This is a genomic window from Streptomyces sp. NPDC093252 (assembly GCF_040683675.1).
Lineage (GTDB): Bacteria > Actinomycetota > Actinomycetes > Streptomycetales > Streptomycetaceae > Streptomyces.
The window spans coordinates 313,612-332,803 of record NZ_JBFBEM010000001.1; the positions used below are offsets into that span (position 1 = coordinate 313,612).

A 19,192-nucleotide genomic window follows, 5' to 3' on the forward strand; every position below is an offset into this window, starting at 1 on the left:
CGAGTGGGTCGTGACCGGCGCCGGGCCGCTGTGTGCGTCGAGGATGGGTGCCCGTCCAGTTGTGGACTGCACCGCAGGCGATCCTCATCCTCGACACCGCCGGACCTCACCACCCGCCTGACAGCGGCCGGTCTCCCGGTGTCCGGACACGAGACGGCGATGTGGGCCGCCCTGGACGCGACACCACTGCGCCCCCTCCTCCCGCCGCCCGTCCCCTGAACGTCCGAAGAGTCACCACACCCGATCAACTCGCCGACTGCGCCACGGTCCTCGCCACGCACCGGGACCCGCCCGCCGACACCGTCCGCCGCTACTTCACCCGGGCCGCCCCGCAGGCCCTGGCCCCCGACTGCCCGGCCCGCTATCTGGCCGACCATCCGGAGAACCGCCCGGTGTGCTCCGCCGAGGTGTTGCACCACGCGGGAGTCGCCGGCATCCACAGCGTCTCCACCCTGACCGCCCACCGCCGCCGGGGCCACGGCGGCGCCACCACGCGCGCGGCGCTCCGCACGGCCCGCGACGGGGACCACCGCGTCGCGGTCCTCCAGGCATCGGCCGACGGCGAGCCCGTCTACCGCCGACTGGGGTTCCGTTCCTGCGGCACCCTGCCCCTGACCCCGGCCTTCAGGGGCGCGCGGAGGGACGCGTTCAAGCCTCCCGCGAGCCGCACCCCCCGTCGAAGCGCGTGCGCACCGTGCCCAGGCCGCTGATCCGCGCGGCGAAGACGTCCCCGGGTTCCGCGCTGACCATGGGTCCCAGTGCCCCGGTGAGGACCACATCCCCGCTGCGCAACGGGTCTCCGGCCCGCGCCATGGCCGAGGCCAGCCAGCGGGCGGCCGTCAGCGGCGAGCCGAGGCAGTCCGAGCCCCGGCCCGTGCTGACGGTCTCGCCATTGCGGGTCATCGTCATCTCGACCGCCGCCGGGTCCAGCGCCGACAGCGGAACGCGGGCGGCGCCGAGCACGAACATCCCGCTGGAGGCGTTGTCCGCGATGGTGTCGAGGATGGAGATGTCCCATCCGGCGATCCTGCTGTCGACGATCTCCAGCGCCGGCAGCGCGTGGTCCACCGCCCGCACCACATCCGCCTCCGTGCAGTCGGGCAGGTCCAGGTCCTCGCGCAGGACCAGGGCCAGCTCCGCCTCGACCTTGGGCTGCAAGAGCCGCGCGGTGGGCAGCACGGCGTCCTCGGGCACCGACATGTCCGCGAAGAGCGCACCGAAGTCGGGCCGGTCGACGCCGAGTTGGCGCTGCACGGCCGGGGAGGTGAGGCCGATCTTGCGGCCGATGAGCCGACGGCCCTCGGCGCGGGCACGGTGCCCATTGATCCTCTGGATCGCGTAGCCCGTTTCGACGGCGGCCCGGACATCGAGGTCGCCGAACCGTCCCCGTACGGGCGCGCAGGGCGTGCCCGTGCGCTGGGCGTCGCGGAGTGCCGCGGCTGCTTCGTGCAGTGCGGCCGGGTCGGTCTGTGCGGGCACGTGCGACGAGGGCACGGACACCTCCCGGTCTGGCGGATGGGGAAGGGTGGCGGCGGGGCGGGCACCCGGGTGCCGGGTACCCGGCCGGGTCACCGGCTCCGCACCGGTTATAGGCAGCGGAGCACCTGTGCGGCAAACTTGGTTCCGTGACACGGAACAGTGCTGATGGCGGGATGCTCGCAAAGGCCGTGGTGATCCTGGGCTGCTTCGCGCCCGAGGGAGGCTCGTTCCGGCTCACGGAACTTGTCGAGCGCAGTGGCCTCACCAAGACGACGGTTCATCGGCTCACCGCGCAGATGGTGGGGCTCGGCCTGCTGGACCGGGAGGGCGACACCTACCACCTGGGTCCCCGCCTCTTCGAGCTGGGCTCGCTGGTGCCGCGCCGGACGGTGCTGCGGGAGGCGGCCGTGCCCTTCCTCGAAGACCTCTACGAGGCGACCCACGAAACCATCCATCTCGGTGTGCGGGACGGGCACGACGTGGTGTATGTCGAGCGGGTCCACGGGCACCGGGCACTCGCCCTGCCGTCACGCATCGGGGGCCGCCTCCCTCTCACCTGCACGGCCGTCGGCAAGGCGCTGCTCGCCTTCTCCGGCGGTGATGTGGCGGACGAGATCCTGGCGGCCCGGCTCCCCCGGCTCACCCCTCATTCGGTCACCGACGCGGCCCGGCTCCGCGCCGATCTGGAACAGGTGCGGTTCAGCGGAGTGGCGTTCGAGGACCAGGAGGCGGCCCTCGGGGTGGGCTGCGTGGCCGCGCCGGTGATCGTCGACGGAACGGCGGTCGCCGCCCTGTCCGTGGCCGTGCCGCGCACTCAGCTTCGCCCGGTCGCCCTCGCCACCGCCGTGCGCACGGCGGCGCTCGGGCTGTCCCGCGCCCTGCGCCAGGCGGGCTGAACGAAGCCGCGGGGCCGTGCACGGTGCGCGTGCGCTATCACCCGGCGAGGACCGTGCGCATGAGGGTGCGCAGCTCGGCCGCCAGGGCCGGGCGCGAGGCGAACTGGTGGGTCAGTGCCAGGTCGTTGACGACGGCGAACGCGGCATGGACGCGGACACGCACCTCCTTCGGGTCCCGGACCGGCGCCGCGGCGCTCGTCACCTCCGCCCAGTACGCGGCGAGGGCGCTCTGGAAGCGGCGCAGTTCCGCGCGGTCGCGGTCGGGGAGGTTGTGGCCCTCGGCGAAGTACGCCGCGACAAGATCCCGGTAGTCCAGCACCGTGTCGACGTAGGAGCCGATCAGGAGGTCCAGGGTGTCGCTCGCGGACACCCCGGCGGTCTGCGCGGCTTCGGAGTTCTGCCGCAGGCGTTCCTGGATCCGGTGGGCGGCGGTCTGCAACAGGTCGACTTTCCCACTGAAGTGGGTGTAGATGCTGGGGCCCGCCATGTCGGCGGCGGCGCCGATGTGCTCCATGGTCACCGCGTGGAAGCCGCGTTCCCGGAAGAGCCGGGCCGACACGGCGAGGAGCTGCTCCCGTCGGGCGTCCAGGGCCGTCCGCCGCGCGCCCGCCACGGCGGGCGGTGCCCCAGGCGCGGGAGGCAGGTCGGTCGCCAGGATGTCCAGGACGATCGCCGTGAGGAGCTTCTCGAAAGCCGTGCGCGCCAGTCGGACGGAGTGGTCGGAGATGCTCCCGAGGACACTGAGCGCCCCCCAGGTGAGCAGCGACGCGTCGGAGGGCTTCAGCTCGGGCCGGTGCTCCTGGAGGGCGCGGATCAGCGGCGCGCCGATCCGTACCGCGCGCGCGGTCACCTCGGTGGCGTCGTCGGGCGCGAGGTGCCGGCGCTCGCGTCTCCAGAGCATGCCGAACTCGGGCCGGGCGACCACCAGCGCGGCCAGCCTGGCGTAGGACTCGGGGAGTTCCGGGCCAGCCCCCGCGTCGGCGCCCGCGTCGGCGTCCCCGTCCAGCACCCGGCCGTCCCCGCCCAGTACTCGGCCGCCCCCGTCGAGTACTCGGCCCGCCTCGTCGAGGCCCGTGAGCAGGAGGTGGGCGAGCACGGCCTGCTTGCCGCGGAAGTGGCGGTACAGCGCCGGGCCGCTGAGCCCGACGGCCGCGGCGATGTCCTGGACGGAGACATTGTGGTAGCCGTCGCGCGCGAAGAGCCCGCCGGCGATGGCCGCGAGCTGGTCGCGTCGCGTGGGTCTTCCGGACCGGGGCGCGGCGCCGGAGGGCGGTGTCACCGATCACCGGCCCAGGGCAGGAAGCCCGGGAGGCCGTCGCCGATCCGGCCGGGGAACTTCGGTGGCCGCCGTTCCAGGAACGAGGTGACACCTTCCGCGGCGTCGGGGCTGAGCGTCAGGAGGCGCACGAGTCGGGTCTCCAGTCGGTGGGCCTGGTCGGGTGAGTCGAGCGACGACAGACGATAGATCATCTGCCGGGTGACCGCCACGGCCACCGGGGCCGTCCGCTCCGCGATCTCGTGCGCGAGGGTGCGGGCCGCGTCCAGGAGCGTCCCGGGCTCGTGCACACTGTGCAGCAGTCCCGAGCGGAGCGCCTCGTCGGCGCCGAAGACCCGCCCGGTGAGCGTCCAGTCCAGGGCGGTGGACAGACCCACCAGACGGGGCAGGAACCAGGTGGATCCGCCCTCGGGGGCGATGCCGCGCCGGGTGAAGGGGAAGCCGAACCGGCTGTCGTGGGCGGCCATGCGGAGGTCGGCGGCCAGGGGCACCGTCGCGCCCGCGCCCACCGCGGCGCCGTTGAGCGCGGCGATGACGGGCTTGTTCATCGCGAACATCCGGGCGGAGACGCTGCCTGCGGGCTCCAGTTCCAGGGGCGGCAGTTCCTCCTCGCCCGTCCCGTCCACGTCGAAGCCGCCGCCGGTGAGATCGGCGCCGACGCAGAAGTCCGGTCCGGAGCCGGTGAGGATCACGACCCGGACCTCGTCGTCGGTGTCGGCGTGCGCGAAAGCGTCCCGCAGTTCCTGCGCCATGCGCAGGGTGTAGCCGTTGCGCGCGGCGGGGCGGTCGAGGGTGATGGTCGCCACCCGGTCGGTCACCTCATAGCGGATCTGCTGGTAGGCGGTCATCCCAAACCCTCTCGCGTTAATGGCCAGTAGGCCCATGTTGGTCGATTTTCACCCTTGACAGCAAGTACTTCGATGGCAAAAGTTAATCGCCATTAGGATCCATCGATCCGTTCGAGGAGGGTGCATGAAAGCGACGGCACACCGTTCCCCGTGGCTGACCGACGAGCTGGACGCCGTACGCGACCTGGCCCGGTCCTTCTTCACCGAGGAGGCGGCACCGCGCGAGGAGGAGTTCGCCCGGCAGGGGTTCCCCGCGCGGGAGCTGTGGCGCCGAGCGGGCGCGCTGGGCCTGCTGTGCGCGTCGGTCCCGGAGGAGTACGGGGGCGGCGGGGGGACGATCGCGCACGAGATCGTGCTGGTCGAGGAGCAGATGACGGCGGGCGCCGGGGCCATGCCCATGGTCGTCCACTCCGGCATCGTGGCCCACTATCTGAACGCCTACGGCACCGAGGAGCAGCGGCGCCGCTGGCTGCCCCGGATGGCGAGCGGCGACCTGCTCGGCGCGGTCGCCATGACCGAGCCGGGTACCGGATCCGACCTCCAGAGCATCCGGACCCGGGCGGTCAGGAGCGGCGACGCGTACCTGGTCAGCGGCGCGAAGACGTTCATCACCAACGGCCGCAACGCCGGTCTCGTGGTCATCGCGGCCAAGACCGACCCGGCCCAGGGCGCCCGCGGTGTCTCCCTGCTGGTCGCCGAGGTGGACGACGACACGCCGGGCTTCACACGCGGCCGGGTCCTGCCGAAGATCGGCCAGCACAGCACCGACACCGTGGAACTGTTCTTCGACGAGCTGCGCGTCCCGGCGGGGAACCTGCTGGGCCCCCGCGAGGGCCTGGGCTTCGCGCAGTTGATGGAGCAACTGCCCCAGGAGCGGCTGCTGATCGCCGCCATCGGACTGGCCTGGCTGGAGTCCGCCGTGCACACCACGGTCGCCCACACCAAGCAGCGGCAGGTCTTCGGGCAGCCGCTGTTCGCGTTGCAGAACACCCGCTTCGAGCTGGCGGACTGCGCCACGACCGCACGGGTGGCCCGGGTCTTCCTCGACGACTGCGTCGAGCGCCATCTGAGGGGGCAACTGGACGCCGCCACCGCCTCGATGGCCAAGTACTGGATCACCGACCGGCAGACCGAGGTGGTGGACCGCTGCCTCCAACTGCACGGCGGTTACGGCTACATGGCCGAGTACCCGATCGCCCGGATCTTCACCGACGGCCGGGTCCAGCGCATCTACGGCGGAGCCAACGAAGTCATGAAGGAACTCGTCGCCCGCTCCCTGTGAGCGGCCCGGGACCGAGAAAGGAATCCGCGGGCATGACCACGGAAGCATATGTGTACGAGGCGATCCGCACCCCGCGCGGGCGCGGCAAGCGCAGCGGCTCCCTGTACGGGACCAAGCCCGTCACCCTGGTGGCCGGTCTGATCGAGGAGATCCGGGCCCGCCATCCGGGACTGGACCCGCGACTGATCGAGGACGTGGTGCTCGGCGTCGTCTCCCCGGTCGGCGACCAGGGCGGTGACATCGCCAAGACGGCGGCGCTGGCCGCCGGGCTGCCCGAGACGACCACCGGGCTCCAGCTCAACCGGTTCTGCGCCTCCGGCCTGGAGGCGGTCAACACCGCCGCGCAGAAGGTCCGTTCGGGCTCCGAGGAGCTGGTGCTCGCGGGGGGTGTGGAATCGATGTCGCGGGTGCCGATGGGCTCGGACGGCGGCGCCTGGGCCGGTGATCCCGCCACCAACCACGCGACCTCCTTCGTCCCGCAGGGCGTCAGCGCCGATCTCATCGCGACGATCGAGGGTCTCTCCCGGCGGGACGTCGACGCGTACGCGGTCCGCTCCCAGGAACGGGCCGCGACGGCACGCGACAAGGGCTGGTTCGACCGTTCCGTCGTGCCGGTCCGGGACCGCAACGGGCTGACCGTGCTGGACCACGACGAGCTGGTCCGGCCCGGGACGACCGCCGAGGGCCTCGCCGCGCTCAGGCCCTCCTTCGCCGACATCGGCGAGCAGGGCGGCTTCGACGCGGTGGCCCTCCAGAAGTACCACTGGGTGGAACGGATCGACCATGTCCACACCCCCGGCAACTCCTCGGGCATCGTCGACGGAGCCGCCCTGGTGCTGGTCGGCAGCGAAGGGGCGGGACGGGCCGCGGGGCTGAGGCCCAGGGCGCGGATCCTGGCCACGGCCCTCTCCGGCGCCGATCCCACGATCATGCTCACCGGCCCCGCTCCGGCCTGCCGCAAGGCCCTGGCCAAGGCCGGGCTGAGCATCGGCGACATCGATCTGGTGGAGATCAACGAGGCGTTCGCCGCCGTCGTGCTCCGCTTCGTCAGGGACATGGGCGTGCCGCTGGAGAAGGTCAACGTCAACGGCGGCGCCATCGCGATGGGGCATCCACTGGGCGCGACCGGGGCGATGCTCGTCGGCACCGTCCTCGATGAACTGGAGCGCCGGGACCAGCGCTATGGCCTGGTCACCCTGTGCGTGGGCGGCGGCATGGGCATCGCCACCGTCATCGAACGCTGCTGAGACCGCGGCGGCACCTGGCACCGAGCAGACAGGAAGAACGGATGAGTCAGCACAGCCACTTTCGCTGGGAGCGGGACGCGCAGGGCGTCGTCGTCCTCACCATGGACGCCCCTGGCAGGTCGGCCAACACCATGGACCGTGCCTTCGTCGAGTCCCTGGCCGGGGTCCTGGACCGGCTGGAGGCCGAGCGGGACGGCATCACCGGCGTCGTGGTCACCTCGGCCAAGAAGACCTTCTTCGCGGGCGGCGACCTCAACGAGCTGATCCGGACCACCCCGCAGGACGCGGCACGGACCATGGACTTCGTGACCCGGATCAAGGCGCTGCTGCGGCGTCTGGAGACCCTGGGCCGCCCGGTCGCCGCCGCGGTCAGCGGCTCCGCGCTCGGCGGCGGCCTGGAGATCGCGCTCGCCTGCCATCACCGGGTCGCGCTCGACGCCCCCGGAAGCGAGATCGGCTTTCCGGAGGTCACCCTCGGGCTGCTGCCCGGCGCCGGGGGCGTCGTCAGGACCGTACGGCTGCTCGGTGTCACCGACGCGCTGCTGAACGCCCTGCTCCAGGGGCAGCGGCACACGCCGCGCCGGGCCCTGGCCCTCGGTCTCCTCCACGAGGTGGCCGACACTCCCGAGAAGGTCCTGGCCCACGCCAGGCAATGGGTGCTCGACCACCCCGACGCGGCCCAGCCCTGGGACGCGCAGGGATACCGGATGCCCGGCGGCACCCCCGCGGACCCGGCGCTCGCCGCCCGGCTGCCCGCGTTCCCGGCCAACCTGCGACGGCAGCTCAAGGGCGCCCACTATCCCGCCCCGGTGGCCATCATGGCGGCTGCGGTGGAGGGCGCGCAGGTGGACCTGGAGACGGCGTTCACGATCGAGAGCCGCTTCTTCGTGGAACTGGTCACCGGCCAGATCGCGAAGAACATGACCAAGGCGTTCTTCTTCGACCTCCAGCACATCAACGGCGGCGGCAGCCGCCCGGCCGGGCACGACACCTGGCGTGCGACGAAGGTCGGTGTGCTCGGCGCGGGCATGATGGGCGCCGCCATCGCCCACGTCTGCGCGCGCGGCGGCATGGATGTCGTACTGAAGGACGTGTCCGTCGAGAACGCCGAGAAGGGCAGGTCCTATTCGGCCGGTCTGTTCGACCGGGCCGTCGCACGCGGCAGGGTGACCCGCGAGCAGGCCGAGGAGACCCTCCACCGGATCACGCCCACCGCCGATCCCCGGGACCTGGCCGGGTGTGACCTCGTCATCGAGGCGGTGTTCGAGAGCCCCGAGGTCAAGCGGCGCGTCTTCCAGGAGATCCAGGACATCGTCGCGCCCGGCGCGCTGCTCGGCTCCAACACGTCGACGCTGCCGATCACCGACCTCGCCCAGGGGGTGTGGGACCAGGAGAACTTCATCGGCCTGCACTTCTTCTCACCCGTCGACAAGATGCCCCTGCTGGAGATCGTCGTCGGCGAGCGGACCTCGGACGCCGCCCTGGCCAGGGCCATCGATGTGGCGCGGCAGATCCGCAAGACGCCGATCGTCGTCAACGACAGCCGCGGCTTCTTCACCAGCCGGGTCATCGGCAAGTTCCTCGACGAGGCGGTGGCCATGGTGGGCGAGGGGATCGACCCGTCCTCGATCGAGCAGGCCGGCAGCCAGGCCGGATATCCGGCGCCGCCCCTCCAGTTGATGGACGAACTGACGCTCACGCTGCCGCGCAGGATCCGCGAGGAGTTCATGGCCGCGGCGTGGGCCGAGGGCCGGACCTGGCTGCCGCACGGTTCCGAAGCGGTGATCGACCGCATGATCGACGACTTCGGCCGCGCGGGCCGGTCGTCCGGCGCGGGCTTCTACGAGTACACCGAGGGCGGGCGGGTCGGTCTGTGGCCGGGTCTTCGGCAGCACTTCGCCCTGCCGGACCGCGAGATCCCGTTCCGGGACATGCAGGAGCGGATGCTCTTCGCCGAGGCCGTGGACACCGTCCGCTGCTTCGACGAGGGTGTCCTGCGCTCCGTGCCGGACGCCAACATCGGCTCGATCCTCGGGATCGGTTTCCCGGCCTGGACCGGTGGCGTCATCCAGTACATCAACGGATATCCGGGGGGCCTGCCCGGGTTCGTGGACCGGGCGGACGAACTGGCCAAGCGGTACGGCGACCGGTTCACCCCACCGCACTCCCTGGTGGCGAAGGCCGAACGGGGTAAGCGCTTCGAGTGACCCGGCGGCGGCATCTCGGCCGGTCACCGCCACCGCGGACCCCGAGCGGGGTTGCGCGGTGGCGGCCTCCATCGGCGCACCGGCGGGGCGAGGCTCCTGCCTGTGGGGCGGCCCGCGGCGGTGGGATGGCGGGTCGGTCGTGGGCGATGCCCGTGCCGGTGAGGGACGGGGTGTCAGCCGTCGGCGATGCCCGTGCCGCTGAGGGCGGGGACGGTGTTCTCCGGGTGGGCCAGTGAGTGGGCGCCGGCGCGGAAGTGGGCGAGTCTGTCGAGGATGGTCCGCCCGACCGGGAGGTGTCCCCAGATGCTGATGCCCTGATGGGTGCTGGGTTCCCAGGTCGCCTCGTCGACGACGATGGGGTTCCAGCCCACCTCCCAGTCGAAGCCGGAGGGCGTGCGGGCGTAGTAGGAGAGTTCGCGGTCGTTGGTGTGCTGGCCCACGGACAGTGAGCCGAAGCCGAGTTCGCGCACGCGCTGGTAGCTGAGGGCGACGTCGTCGAGGGTGTCGGCCTGGATGTTGAGGTGCTGCACGCGGGTGCGGATCGGGTCGATCGGCACCGCGCGGGGGTTGGCCACCGCGATGGAGTGGTGGCGTTCGTTGACCCGCAGGAAGCGGATCTTCACCTTGACGCCGCTCATGGTCTCGTCGATGTAGTCGCTCAGCCGGGCGTCGAAGACGGTGTGGAAGTAGCCGCGGATCAGGGTCGGTCTGGTGGAGCTGAGGGCGATGTGGCCCATGCCGGCGTCGCCGGTGACGAAGCCCGAGGCGAGCATGCGCAGGGGCTCGGCGGACTTCACCGGGGTGGTGTAGATCTCCTGGGTGATGCCCTTGGGTCCGGGGAAGCGCAGGAGGCGTTCGACACCGCGCAGGGCGGCTTCCTCGTCGGTTCCGGCGACGAGGGGTACGCCGTGGGCGCGGATCCGGGCCTCGATCCGCTCGAAGGAGGGGTGGTCGTCGATGTGCCAGCCGGTGGTGACGACATCCTCGGCGGGGCCGCGCCGCAGCAGGAAGCGGCACTCCTGGTCGTCGAGGCGGAAGCGCATCAGGTCGTGGCAGAGCGCGTCGTGGTGCATGCCGATGGCATCGGTGCCGAACCGGCGCCAGTCGGCGAAGCGGTTGGTCTCGATGATGATGTAGCCGAGATGGACGGCTCCGAAGACCGACGGGGCGCAGTGTCCCTCCCGCGCGTGCTCGCGGGCGTTCTCGTGCGGGTTCATCGGCGGCCCGCCAGGAAGTCGGAGCAGACGCGGTTGAACAGGTCGGCCCGCTCGAACTGCACCCAGTGCCCGGTGTTGGCCACCCGGTACAGGTCGCAGTTGGGCATGCGGTCGGCCAGCATGCGGGCACCGGAGGGGCGGTTGACCTTGTCGTCGGCGCCCCACAGCACCAGGGTGGGCACGGTCAGCCGGCTCAGCCGGGGGTCACGGGTGAAGTCCGACCTCCACAGGGTGCGCAGCGCGCTCGGCCCGGAGGGAAGCCTGGTGGGCGGGGAGGCGATGACCTCGGGGTCGATGCTGGCCCGGTAGCGGTCCTCGATGGCGGAGTCCGGGACACTGGCCGCGTTGAAGACGAGGTAGGTGCGGATGAACGTCTCCAGCTTCAGGCGGGACGGTCCGGAGCCGGTGTAGTAGCCGAGCAGGCTCCGCATGCCGCGGGTGGGCGGGGTGCGGGTGGTGCCGATGCCCGCGGGGCCCATCAGCAGCATGCGGTCGACGCGCTGGGGGGTGTCCAGGGCCAGGCGCAGGGCGCAGGCTCCGCCGTAGGAGTTGCCGACCAGGTGGACCTTGTCCAGGCCGAGTTCGTCGAGCAGGCCGCGGATGTGGCGGGAGAGGTAGCCGACGGGGTCGGCGCTGTCGATGCCCTTGCTGCTGCGGCCGTAGCCGGGCATGTCGGGGACGATGACCCGGTAGTTCTCGGCCAGGCGGGCGATGTTGCGGATGTAGTTGGAGACCCCGGAGGCGCCGGGGCCGCCGCCGTGCAGCATCACGACCGGCGGTCCGTCACCACCCGTGTCCGCGACGAAGATCTTCTTTCCGCCGATGTCGTACGTCGTCTCCTGCATCGTCGGCAGGTCGGTGGGAGTGGTCATGTCGTTCCTCGCTTCGCGGAGAGGGGTGGGGCGGCGAAGGGCTGCTGCCGGGACGGGACCCGCAAGCAGCGGTGGAGTCACGCGGGGTGGGCGCGGCGGCACTGGTGCCGGGGCGCTCTCGGTCGACGGAGATCCGGGCGCGCGAGACGACCTCGGCGCCGCGATCGACGGCATCGCAGGTCACGGCCCTGAAGTTACCGTAACGAACGATCCAATTGGAATGAATGTTACGGTAACAGTGGCGCCCGATACAGTCAAGAGCAGGCTTGATCAGGAGGGGAGTGCTGATGACCAGGTCCGAGGAGACCCGCAGGAAGCGCGCGAACGGCATCGAGTCGCGGCAGCGCATCCTCGACGCCGCCGTGGAGATCGCGGGTGAACGCGGGTACGAGGGCACGTCGATCGCGGCCGTCAGAGTCAAGTGCGGGCTGCCCGCCAGCTCGATCTACTGGCACTTCAAGGACAAGGACGACCTGATCGCCGCCGTCATCGAGCGCAGCTTCGACACCTGGCTGACCGCGCTGGAGCTGCCGGGCGAGGAGACCGGCACGGCGTTGGAACGGATCACCCTCATGGCCACGAACCTGGCGAGGTCACTGGTCGACGCCCCCGACTTTCTGCGCCTGGGCCTGATGCTCGCCCTGGAGCGACGGCCGGTCGAGCCCCGGGGCAGGACGGTCTTCCTCCAGGTCCGCGAGACCGCCCGCCACCGGATCTCCGAGGCCGCCCGCACCCTGTTCCCGGAGCTGGACGAGGACGGGGTCCAGACGCTGACCGTCTACGCCCTCGCGGGCGCCGACGGCCTGTTCGTGCAGCACGAGACGGGCGGGGACGCCGTCGATCCGGTGGCGTTGTTCGCCCTGCACGCCCGGATGGTGCACGATGCGGCCCGGGTGCTGGCGGCCGGCGGGGCGCGGTGAGGCGTGCGGCACCGAAGGGCGGCAGGGGCCGGGCGCCCGCCGCCCGTCACTCCCCGCGCTTCTCCGGCGTCTCCGGTCCGAACTCCGTGATGATGAGCAGCAGGGTCCGCTCCAGCAGGGCGAACGTCTGCTCCCGGGTCAGGGTGCCGCGGTGGAGCCACTCGTCGGTGGCGGACCGGGTCATCGCGGCGAAGGCCCGGCACATTCCGCGCAGCGGTTCGTCCGCCTCGGTATCCGGGTCGATGCCCAGCGCGCGCAGGGTCTGGTCGACGGTCACCTCCTCCGCCTCCCGCATGACGGAGTCGATGTCCGGGTCATGGCCGTGCGACAGCGCGTCGACCGTCGCGAGCCACATGCCGCGGTTGCGGTCGACGACGCCGAGGAAGCGGTCGACGACGCCGCTCACCCGCTCCTGGAGCGTGCCCTTGGGCAGCCGCTCCAGCACGGAGTCGGGTACGGCGACCATCTCGCGCAGCACCTCCAGATACAGCTCGCGCTTGCCGCCGAAATAGTGGTTGACCAGCCCTCGCGCGACGCCCGCCTCGCGTGCGATGTCCGCCAGTGACACCGCCCCGTACGGCTTCTCGCCGAAGACGCGGCGGGCGCAGGCGATGATCTGGTCGCGGCGGGCTTCCGGCTCCATCCGGATCCGTGGCCGGCCCTCGGCGGCGGAAGAGGCTGTCACCGCTGCATCTTTGCACGGTCCCCGCCGACCGCACACGGTCCGCCCACCCTGCCGGGTCCGGATGCGTCGCCGTCCTGAGGAGAGGGGCGGGGCGCGGGGCGCCGGGACGGGATCCCGTCGTCCGCGACCCCTTATTGGCGACCCGTCAAGAAAGGGGGGCGAAATCCCCGGCGCCTATTGACGGATCGCCAATAGCGGGGCCACAGTGTTGCCGTGCCCGCCGATGGGCGTGGGTGCCCCGCGTCAGCGGGAGCCGCGGAGGGGCGGCGTGACGCACCCCGACCCCGCTCCGTGAAGAAGTCCGCCGTGTCTCTCACGGCCGCACCCCGCCGTCTCACCTCTCACCCTCGCCCAGTGCCCGCACGAGCAAGACCGTCCTCCCCGCCAGCAAAGGAGCTGCCCGGTGATGCCGACCGCCCCCCGCACGTTCTGTGAGGCGTTCCAGCGGACCGCCGAGCGCCGGGCCGGCCAGGTCGCCCTGCGCACGGTCGGCGGCAGAACGACGCTGCTCTGGTCCGCGTACGCCGAACGGGTGCGGGCACTGGCCGAGGGGCTGACCTCGCTGGGTGTGCGCCACGGCGACACGGTCGCGCTCATGCTGCGCAACCGGCCCGAATTCCATGTCGCCGACACGGCCGTCCTCCATCTCGGCGCGATCCCGTTCTCCGTCTACAACACCTCCTCCCCGCAGCAGGTCGCCCATCTGCTCACGGACTCGGGGGCCCGTCTGGTGATCACGGAGGAGTGCTTCCTGCCCGCGCTCGGCCCTGCCGCCCGCGCGGTGGACGCGACGGTCGTCACCGTCGACGGCGCCTTCCCCGGGACCCTGTCCCTGGACGACGTCTCCGCCCGCGGGGTCGAGGGCTACGACTTCGAGGCGGTCTGGCGCTCGGTGCGTCCGGACGACATCCTCACCCTGATCTACACCTCCGGTACGACCGGGCAGCCCAAGGGCGTCGAGATCACGCACCGGGCCGAACTCGCCCAGTGCCGGGCCGCGAACGAGCGGCTCGGCATCGGCGCGGGCGACCGGATGATCTCCTTCCTGCCCTCCGCCCATATCGCCGACCGCTGGTCCTCGCACTACACGCAGATGACCGCGGGAACCGAGCTGACGACCGTCGACCGGCCCCGTGACATCGCCGCCGCCCTCGCCGATGTCCACCCCCAGATCTTCGGAGCGGTGCCGCAGATCTGGCAGCGCCTCCACGACGGCCTCCGCGCGGCGCTGCGGCAGGCCGCCGACTCCGCACCCGACGAGGTGCGCCGGAAGGCCCTGACGGAGGCACCCGGCCTCGGTCTGCGCTACGCCGAGGCGGTCGAGCAGGGCCGTCTCACCGTCGAACTCGCCGACCGCTGGGCGGCGTTGGACTCCGAGGTGCTGGCACCGCTGCGGGAGCGGTTCGGCCTGGACCGGCTGCGGGTGGCGGCCTCGGGTGCCGCGCCGATCGCACCGAGCCTGCTGCTCGGCCTGCGCGGACTGGGCATCCCGGTGAGCAGCGGTCTCGGCATGTCCGAACTCTCGGGGATGGCGACCTACTCGCCTCCCGGTGAGGCCCCCGTGGCGTCGGTGGGCCACCCCATGGCGGGCGTGGAGTTCTCGATCGCCGCGGACGGCGAGCTGCTGGTCCGCGGTGAGAACGTCATGCGGGGCTATTGGGGCGCCCCCGGGAAGACCGCCGCCGCGTTCACCGCCGAGGGCTGGCTGCGGACCGGCGATGCCGCCACCATCGACCCGACCGGCGCGATCATCCTGGTGGACCGCAAGAAGGACCTGATGATCAGCACGGGCGGCAAGAACCTGTCGCCCGCCGCCATCGAGGGAGCCGTCCTCGCCCACACTCCCCTGCTCGCGCACGCGGTCGTGATCGGTGACGCCCGCCCCTTCGTGACCGCCCTGCTGGTGCCCGATCCCGAGGCGGTCACCGCCTTCGCCGCCCGCCTCGGCCTCGACGGCGGCCCCGCCGAACTGAGCCGGCACGCCGCGGTCCTGGCGGTGATCGAGACGGGGCTGAGCGCGGCCAACTCCGTGCTGTCCAGGCCCGAACGGGTCCGCGCCCACATCGTGCTGACCGACGACTGGCAGCCCGGCGGCGCGTTCGTCACCCCCACCCGCAAGACGCGCCGGGGGCCCGTCCACGACCACTACGCCGCCCTGATCGAGACGATGTACGCCGGGCACGCCACAGCCACCGGCACGGCCTGATCCGCGCCCGATCCACTCAAGGACCCGCCATGCCGCTGCCCCCCGCTCTCTCGCTGCCGCTCACGGTCCCGGTCGTGGGCTCACCCCTGTTCATCGCCTCCGGTCCCGAGCTGGTCACCGCGCAGTGCCGGGCCGGGGTGATCGGCTCGTTCCCGGCCCTCAACGCCCGGCCCGCCTCCCTGCTGTCCGACTGGCTCGACCGCATCACGGAGGAGAACGCGTCCTGTGCCGCCGCGCACCCGGGGGCCGTCGTCGCCCCGTTCGCGGTGAACCAGATCGTGCACCGCTCCAACGACCGCCTGGAGCACGACATGGAGGTGATCGTGAAGCACCGGGTGCCGATCGTCATCACCTCGCTCGGCGCGCGGCCGGAGATCAACGACGCCGTGCACTCCTACGGCGGGATCGTGCTGCACGATGTCATCAGCGACGAGTTCGCGCACAAGGCCGTCGAGAAGGGTGCCGACGGGGTGATCGCGGTGGCCGCCGGTGCGGGCGGCCACGCCGGTACGCAGTCACCGTTCGCCCTGGTGCAGGAGATCCGGGAATGGTTCGACGGGCCGCTGCTGATGGCGGGCGCCATCGCCCACGGCCGCTCCGTCCTGGCCGCGCTCGCCGCGGGCGCGGACCTCGCGTACGTGGGCTCCGCGTTCCTGGCCACCACCGAGGCGAACACCTCGGCCGCGTACAAGGAGATGATCGTCGGCAGCACCGCCAAGGACATCGTCTACAGCGATCTGTTCACCGGCGTCCACGGCAACTATCTGCGCGGCAGCATCCGTGCCGCCGGTCTCGACCCGGACCGCCTCTCCGCCTCGGATCCCACCGCCATGGACTTCGGCACGAGCGACACCGCGCGGCCGAGGGCATGGCGGGACGTCTGGGGCTCGGGCCAGGGCATCGGCGCCGTCAAGCGGAGCACGACCGTCGCGGATTTCGTCGCCACACTCAAGGAGCAGTACGACGAGGCACGGTCCGCCCTGGACACCAAGACCCGCACGTACCGCGCGACCACGCACCGGGTGTGAACGAACCCTCCATCCGTCAGGCGTCCGGCGTTCCGCGCCGCGTACCGGAGGCGACTGCGCTGCGGGTCCGGGCCGGAGTTCCGCAGCGCGGTCGCCTCTCGTGGCGGGTGGGTCGTCAGTCGGCCGCGCGGCGGCGACGGCCGAAGAGCAGGGCGCCCACGGCGAACATCGCGGCGCCTCCCGCCCATGCCAGGGCGCCGGCCGGCGAGGAGCCCGCGGGCTGGGACTCAGCGGAGATCAGCGCGGGCGCCTGCTCGTCCCCGCCGTGGCCCGAGTGGCTGACGGTCGACCGGGACTCGCCCGCCTCGATCTTCGCCTCGGTCGGCGCCTTGGCCGTGGACGAGGACGCCGACGAGGAGGTGGACGCGGCGGCGGTCGTGCCGAAGACGACGTCCGAGCAGCCGTAGAACGCCTCGGGGCTGTCGTGACGCTGCCACACCTTGTAGATGATGTGGCGGCCGGTGAGGGCGGGGAGGGTGCCGGTGAAGCGGTAGTAGCCGTTGTCGCTGGCACGCGGTGTGGAGTAGGTGCCCACGGGGGTGGGGTTCAGGTCGGACCACTTCAGCGGCTTCGTCGGGTCGAAGCCCGCCTTGGTGATGTACATCGTCATGGTGCCCAGGTGGGCGGCGGTGACGCGTACGTTGAAGTTGTAGGAGCCCGCGGCGACCGTCGTGGCGGGCCAGTCGGTGCGGGCCCAGTCCAGGGCGCGGTACTTCTCGCGGTTGGCGGAGCAGAGCTTGCCGTCGGGGATGATCTGCTGGTGTCTCCCGGCGGCGTTGGCGATGTTCACCTCGTTCCAGTCGTACAGGGGCTGGGTCCCCGAGTCGGCGATGAGGTCCTTGCACACCTGGGACTTGGGGGTTTCCGGTCCTTCGGCGAAACAGGCGCTCACCCGGCTGACCGGGCCGAAGACGGAGCCGTGCGCGCTCGCGGGTGAGGGTGTCAGGGAGGCGAAGGTCGCTGCGGACACGACCACGGAGGCGGCGGCGAGGCGGCGTCGGGCGGAAGTCATGGGGGCTCACTTTCGTGCGCGTCGGGACCGTCGGAACCGGCTCCGGGATCTGGCAACACCGATCCGGACATGGGATGTTGGCGATTGGTCTGTACCAGAGGATCTCATTGGTCCATACCAATCGCAAGGGGGTGTGCGCTCCGAGATCCACAAGGGCCCCCTCCACCTCCTCAGCCGCCACCGTCCGGCTGCCCCCGACCCCGAACCCGGTTCGCCATCCCCCGCACACCGCCGCCACGGCCCGCCGCCCACCCGTGCCTCAGCCCACCCGGCCCGGAGAACCCGCCACCGCCCGCCCGTGCCTCAGCCCGCCCGGCCCGGGGAACCCGCCGCCGCCCGCCCGTCCCTCAGCCCGCCCGGCCCGGGGAACCCGTCGTCGCGGACCGGCGCCGCCGCGCCGCGCCCACCGCCAGGTCCACCGCGAGGAACCCGGCGAGGGGGATCCCGAACAGCGGGATCGCCCAGCCCAGCGCGGCGGTCACGACCGCGCCCAGCGCGAGGACGGGCAGGGGCACCCCACGCCAGGCGCCCCGGGCGGGCGGCGCGCCGAGCGGGGTGCGGCGGTCGGCCCGGGTGGGGCGGCGCTGCCACCACATCCGGTAGCCCCAGACGATCAGTGAGATCAGCCCGATGGCCACGATCGCCAGCAGGATCTGGTTGACCGGGCCGAACAGCAGCCCCATGTGGGCGCTGATGCCCCAGGTGCTCAGTCGGGCGAGGAAGGGCCAGTCGGCGAAGTCGACCCGGTCGACGACCGTGCCGGTCGAGGCGTCGACGGCGAGGGTGTCCCGTCCGACCGGCCAGCGGTCGCGGGTCTCCGCCACCGTCCAGGCGGTGGTGGCGTCCGACGGCACGGCGATGGATATCGGCCCGTCGAGACCGGCCTCGCGGGCGGTCCGGAGGACTCCGTCGACCGCGGCCGGGTCGACGCCCTCGCCGGAGTCCCCGGCTCCGTGGGAGCCATGGGAGCCGTGGCCGTCGTCGCCCGCGTCGGCGGGGGCGCCGGGGAGCGCGGTGGAGACACCCGGGGTGCCGGAGCGGAGCGCGTCCAGGGCCTCGCCGAAGTGGGCACCCGCGTAGCGGGACCAGGTGAGCCCGGTGGCGGAGAGCCCCAGCAGCCCGACGGCGAGCCAGACTCCGGTCACCGCGTGCCAGTTCCGGGTGCGCCGGACGCCCTTCGCGGCGCGGTCGGGCAGCAGCAGCCGGCGTGCCGTGCGGTTCCCGTTGCGGCGCCGTACCCACAGGATCAGGCCGCCCAGGACGAGCACCCACAGCCAGCTCGCGGCGACTTCGGAGTAGTGGCGGCCGAGATCACCGAGCTGGAGGTTGCGGTGCAGGTCGTCGAACCAGGTCATCAGGGGGGTGTAGCCGAACCAGGTGGTGAGCTGCCCCGTCACCTCGCCGCTGTACGGGTCGACGTACACGGTGTGCGCCTTCTCGCCCAGCTCGGGGAGGGCGAAGTCGACCTGGGTGGTGCTCTCGCCGCTGCCCGGCCGTACGGCGGTGAGGGTGCCGTCCGGGTGCGCGGCGCGGGCCGCGGCCAGTTGCCCGGACAGCGGCACCACGGCGTCCCCCTCGCGGGAGACGTGCAGTTCCTTGTCGTAGACGAGGGCGTCGAGTTGGGGGGTGAGTGTGTAGAGCAGGCCGGTCACCGCGGCGACCAGGAGGAACGGGGCGATCATGACCCCGGCGTAGAAGTGCAGCCGGGCCAGCAGCGCGCCGAGGCCCGCCGGGCGCCGGGCGGGTGCCGACGGCCCCGGTTGCGCGGCGGTCGCGAGGGCGGTGCCGCCGGTACGGCCGGTGCCGAGCGGATCGGACGGCTCGGACGGGTCGGACGGGTCGGAGGGACTTGGTGGATCTGACGGGTCGGACAGGCCGGGCGGGTCGGTGTTCAGGGGCATGGCGTGCGTTCCAGTTCGTCGGGTGAGCGGGCGGTGCGGGAGGCACCGGAGGGGGAGCAGGTGACCGCGCCGCCGCCGCGGACCCCTGGGGGCCCTCCGGTGCGGCGGCGCCGTCG

General features: G+C 72.3%; 15 protein-coding genes and 1 pseudogene. 8 read left to right on the top strand and 8 right to left on the bottom strand.

Annotation, left to right across the window (positions count from 1 at the left end):
- Positions 1 to 87: 87 nt before the first annotated feature.
- Positions 88 to 602, top strand: a pseudogene (locus AB0O01_RS01155) (GNAT family N-acetyltransferase); the annotation flags it as partial.
- Positions 603 to 648: 46 nt separating this feature from the next.
- Here the strand turns inward: AB0O01_RS01155 and AB0O01_RS01160 are convergent.
- On the bottom strand, positions 649 to 1,494 hold the full coding sequence (locus AB0O01_RS01160) for a fumarylacetoacetate hydrolase family protein (protein WP_365309652.1): 846 nt from the start codon (positions 1,492 to 1,494) through the stop codon (positions 649 to 651).
- A 158-nt stretch (positions 1,495 to 1,652) separates the two neighbouring features.
- On the opposite strand from AB0O01_RS01160, the gene AB0O01_RS01165 reads away from it, so the two are divergent.
- The gene (locus AB0O01_RS01165; RefSeq protein ID WP_365309654.1) at positions 1,653 to 2,375 is read left to right on the top strand and encodes an IclR family transcriptional regulator; all 723 of its coding nucleotides are present in this window, start codon (positions 1,653 to 1,655) and stop codon (positions 2,373 to 2,375) included.
- 37 nt (positions 2,376 to 2,412) lie between these two features.
- On the opposite strand, the gene AB0O01_RS01170 is transcribed toward AB0O01_RS01165, so the two are convergent.
- Both AB0O01_RS01170 and AB0O01_RS01175 read right to left on the bottom strand, forming a co-directional pair.
- The gene (locus tag AB0O01_RS01170; protein WP_365309656.1) at positions 2,413 to 3,654 is read right to left on the bottom strand and encodes a helix-turn-helix domain-containing protein; all 1,242 of its coding nucleotides are present in this window, start codon (positions 3,652 to 3,654) and stop codon (positions 2,413 to 2,415) included.
- A complete protein-coding gene (locus AB0O01_RS01175) occupies positions 3,651 to 4,499 on the bottom strand; it encodes an enoyl-CoA hydratase-related protein (RefSeq protein ID WP_365309658.1) in 849 nt (282 codons plus the stop codon). Before AB0O01_RS01175 ends, AB0O01_RS01170 begins: the two co-directional genes overlap by 4 nt.
- Before the next feature lie 124 nt (positions 4,500 to 4,623).
- Here AB0O01_RS01175 and AB0O01_RS01180 point away from each other — a divergent pair, with 124 nt between their 5' ends.
- Genes AB0O01_RS01180 through AB0O01_RS01190 form a run of 3 tightly spaced genes read left to right on the top strand, consistent with a single transcriptional unit; the run spans position 4,624 to position 9,235 of the window.
- A complete protein-coding gene (locus AB0O01_RS01180; protein ID WP_365309660.1) occupies positions 4,624 to 5,781 on the top strand; it encodes an acyl-CoA dehydrogenase family protein in 1,158 nt (385 codons plus the stop codon).
- A gap of 32 nt (positions 5,782 to 5,813) precedes the next feature.
- Positions 5,814 to 7,028, top strand: coding sequence for an acetyl-CoA C-acetyltransferase (locus AB0O01_RS01185; RefSeq protein ID WP_365309662.1), 1,215 nt, complete (start codon positions 5,814 to 5,816; stop codon positions 7,026 to 7,028).
- Between the two features lie 41 nt (positions 7,029 to 7,069).
- Positions 7,070 to 9,235 carry a 3-hydroxyacyl-CoA dehydrogenase NAD-binding domain-containing protein gene (locus AB0O01_RS01190; RefSeq protein ID WP_365309663.1) on the top strand — a complete coding sequence of 722 codons (2,166 nt, stop codon included), beginning with the start codon at positions 7,070 to 7,072 and terminating at the stop codon, positions 9,233 to 9,235.
- A 173-nt stretch (positions 9,236 to 9,408) separates the two neighbouring features.
- Here AB0O01_RS01190 and AB0O01_RS01195 read toward each other — a convergent pair whose 3' ends face one another.
- Together AB0O01_RS01195 and AB0O01_RS01200 are read right to left on the bottom strand one after the other, a co-directional pair.
- The gene (locus AB0O01_RS01195) at positions 9,409 to 10,452 is read right to left on the bottom strand and encodes a VOC family protein (protein WP_365309665.1); all 1,044 of its coding nucleotides are present in this window, start codon (positions 10,450 to 10,452) and stop codon (positions 9,409 to 9,411) included.
- The gene (locus AB0O01_RS01200) at positions 10,449 to 11,324 is read right to left on the bottom strand and encodes an alpha/beta hydrolase (protein ID WP_365309667.1); all 876 of its coding nucleotides are present in this window, start codon (positions 11,322 to 11,324) and stop codon (positions 10,449 to 10,451) included. Before AB0O01_RS01200 ends, AB0O01_RS01195 begins: the two co-directional genes overlap by 4 nt.
- 287 nt (positions 11,325 to 11,611) lie before the next feature.
- Here AB0O01_RS01200 and AB0O01_RS01205 point away from each other — a divergent pair, with 287 nt between their 5' ends.
- Positions 11,612 to 12,244, top strand: a complete 633-nt coding sequence (locus tag AB0O01_RS01205; protein WP_365309669.1) for a TetR family transcriptional regulator — start codon at positions 11,612 to 11,614, stop codon at positions 12,242 to 12,244.
- A 46-nt stretch (positions 12,245 to 12,290) separates the two neighbouring features.
- Here AB0O01_RS01205 and AB0O01_RS01210 read toward each other — a convergent pair whose 3' ends face one another.
- Positions 12,291 to 12,929, bottom strand: coding sequence for a TetR/AcrR family transcriptional regulator (locus AB0O01_RS01210; RefSeq protein WP_365309671.1), 639 nt, complete (start codon positions 12,927 to 12,929; stop codon positions 12,291 to 12,293).
- Between the two features lie 406 nt (positions 12,930 to 13,335).
- Between AB0O01_RS01210 and AB0O01_RS01215 the strand changes: the two genes are divergently transcribed.
- Positions 13,336 to 15,135, top strand: coding sequence for an AMP-binding protein (locus AB0O01_RS01215; protein ID WP_365309673.1), 1,800 nt, complete (start codon positions 13,336 to 13,338; stop codon positions 15,133 to 15,135).
- Positions 15,136 to 15,164: 29 nt separating this feature from the next.
- Positions 15,165 to 16,163, top strand: coding sequence for a nitronate monooxygenase family protein (locus tag AB0O01_RS01220; RefSeq protein WP_365309675.1), 999 nt, complete (start codon positions 15,165 to 15,167; stop codon positions 16,161 to 16,163).
- A gap of 115 nt (positions 16,164 to 16,278) precedes the next feature.
- Here the strand turns inward: AB0O01_RS01220 and AB0O01_RS01225 are convergent, their stop codons facing one another.
- Together AB0O01_RS01225 and AB0O01_RS01230 are read right to left on the bottom strand one after the other, a co-directional pair.
- Complete coding sequence (locus tag AB0O01_RS01225; protein ID WP_365309677.1) at positions 16,279 to 17,175, bottom strand: lytic polysaccharide monooxygenase; 897 nt, start codon at positions 17,173 to 17,175, stop codon at positions 16,279 to 16,281.
- A gap of 347 nt (positions 17,176 to 17,522) precedes the next feature.
- Positions 17,523 to 19,076 carry a PepSY domain-containing protein gene (locus AB0O01_RS01230; RefSeq protein WP_365309679.1) on the bottom strand — a complete coding sequence of 518 codons (1,554 nt, stop codon included), beginning with the start codon at positions 19,074 to 19,076 and terminating at the stop codon, positions 17,523 to 17,525.
- Positions 19,077 to 19,192: the final 116 nt, after the last annotated feature.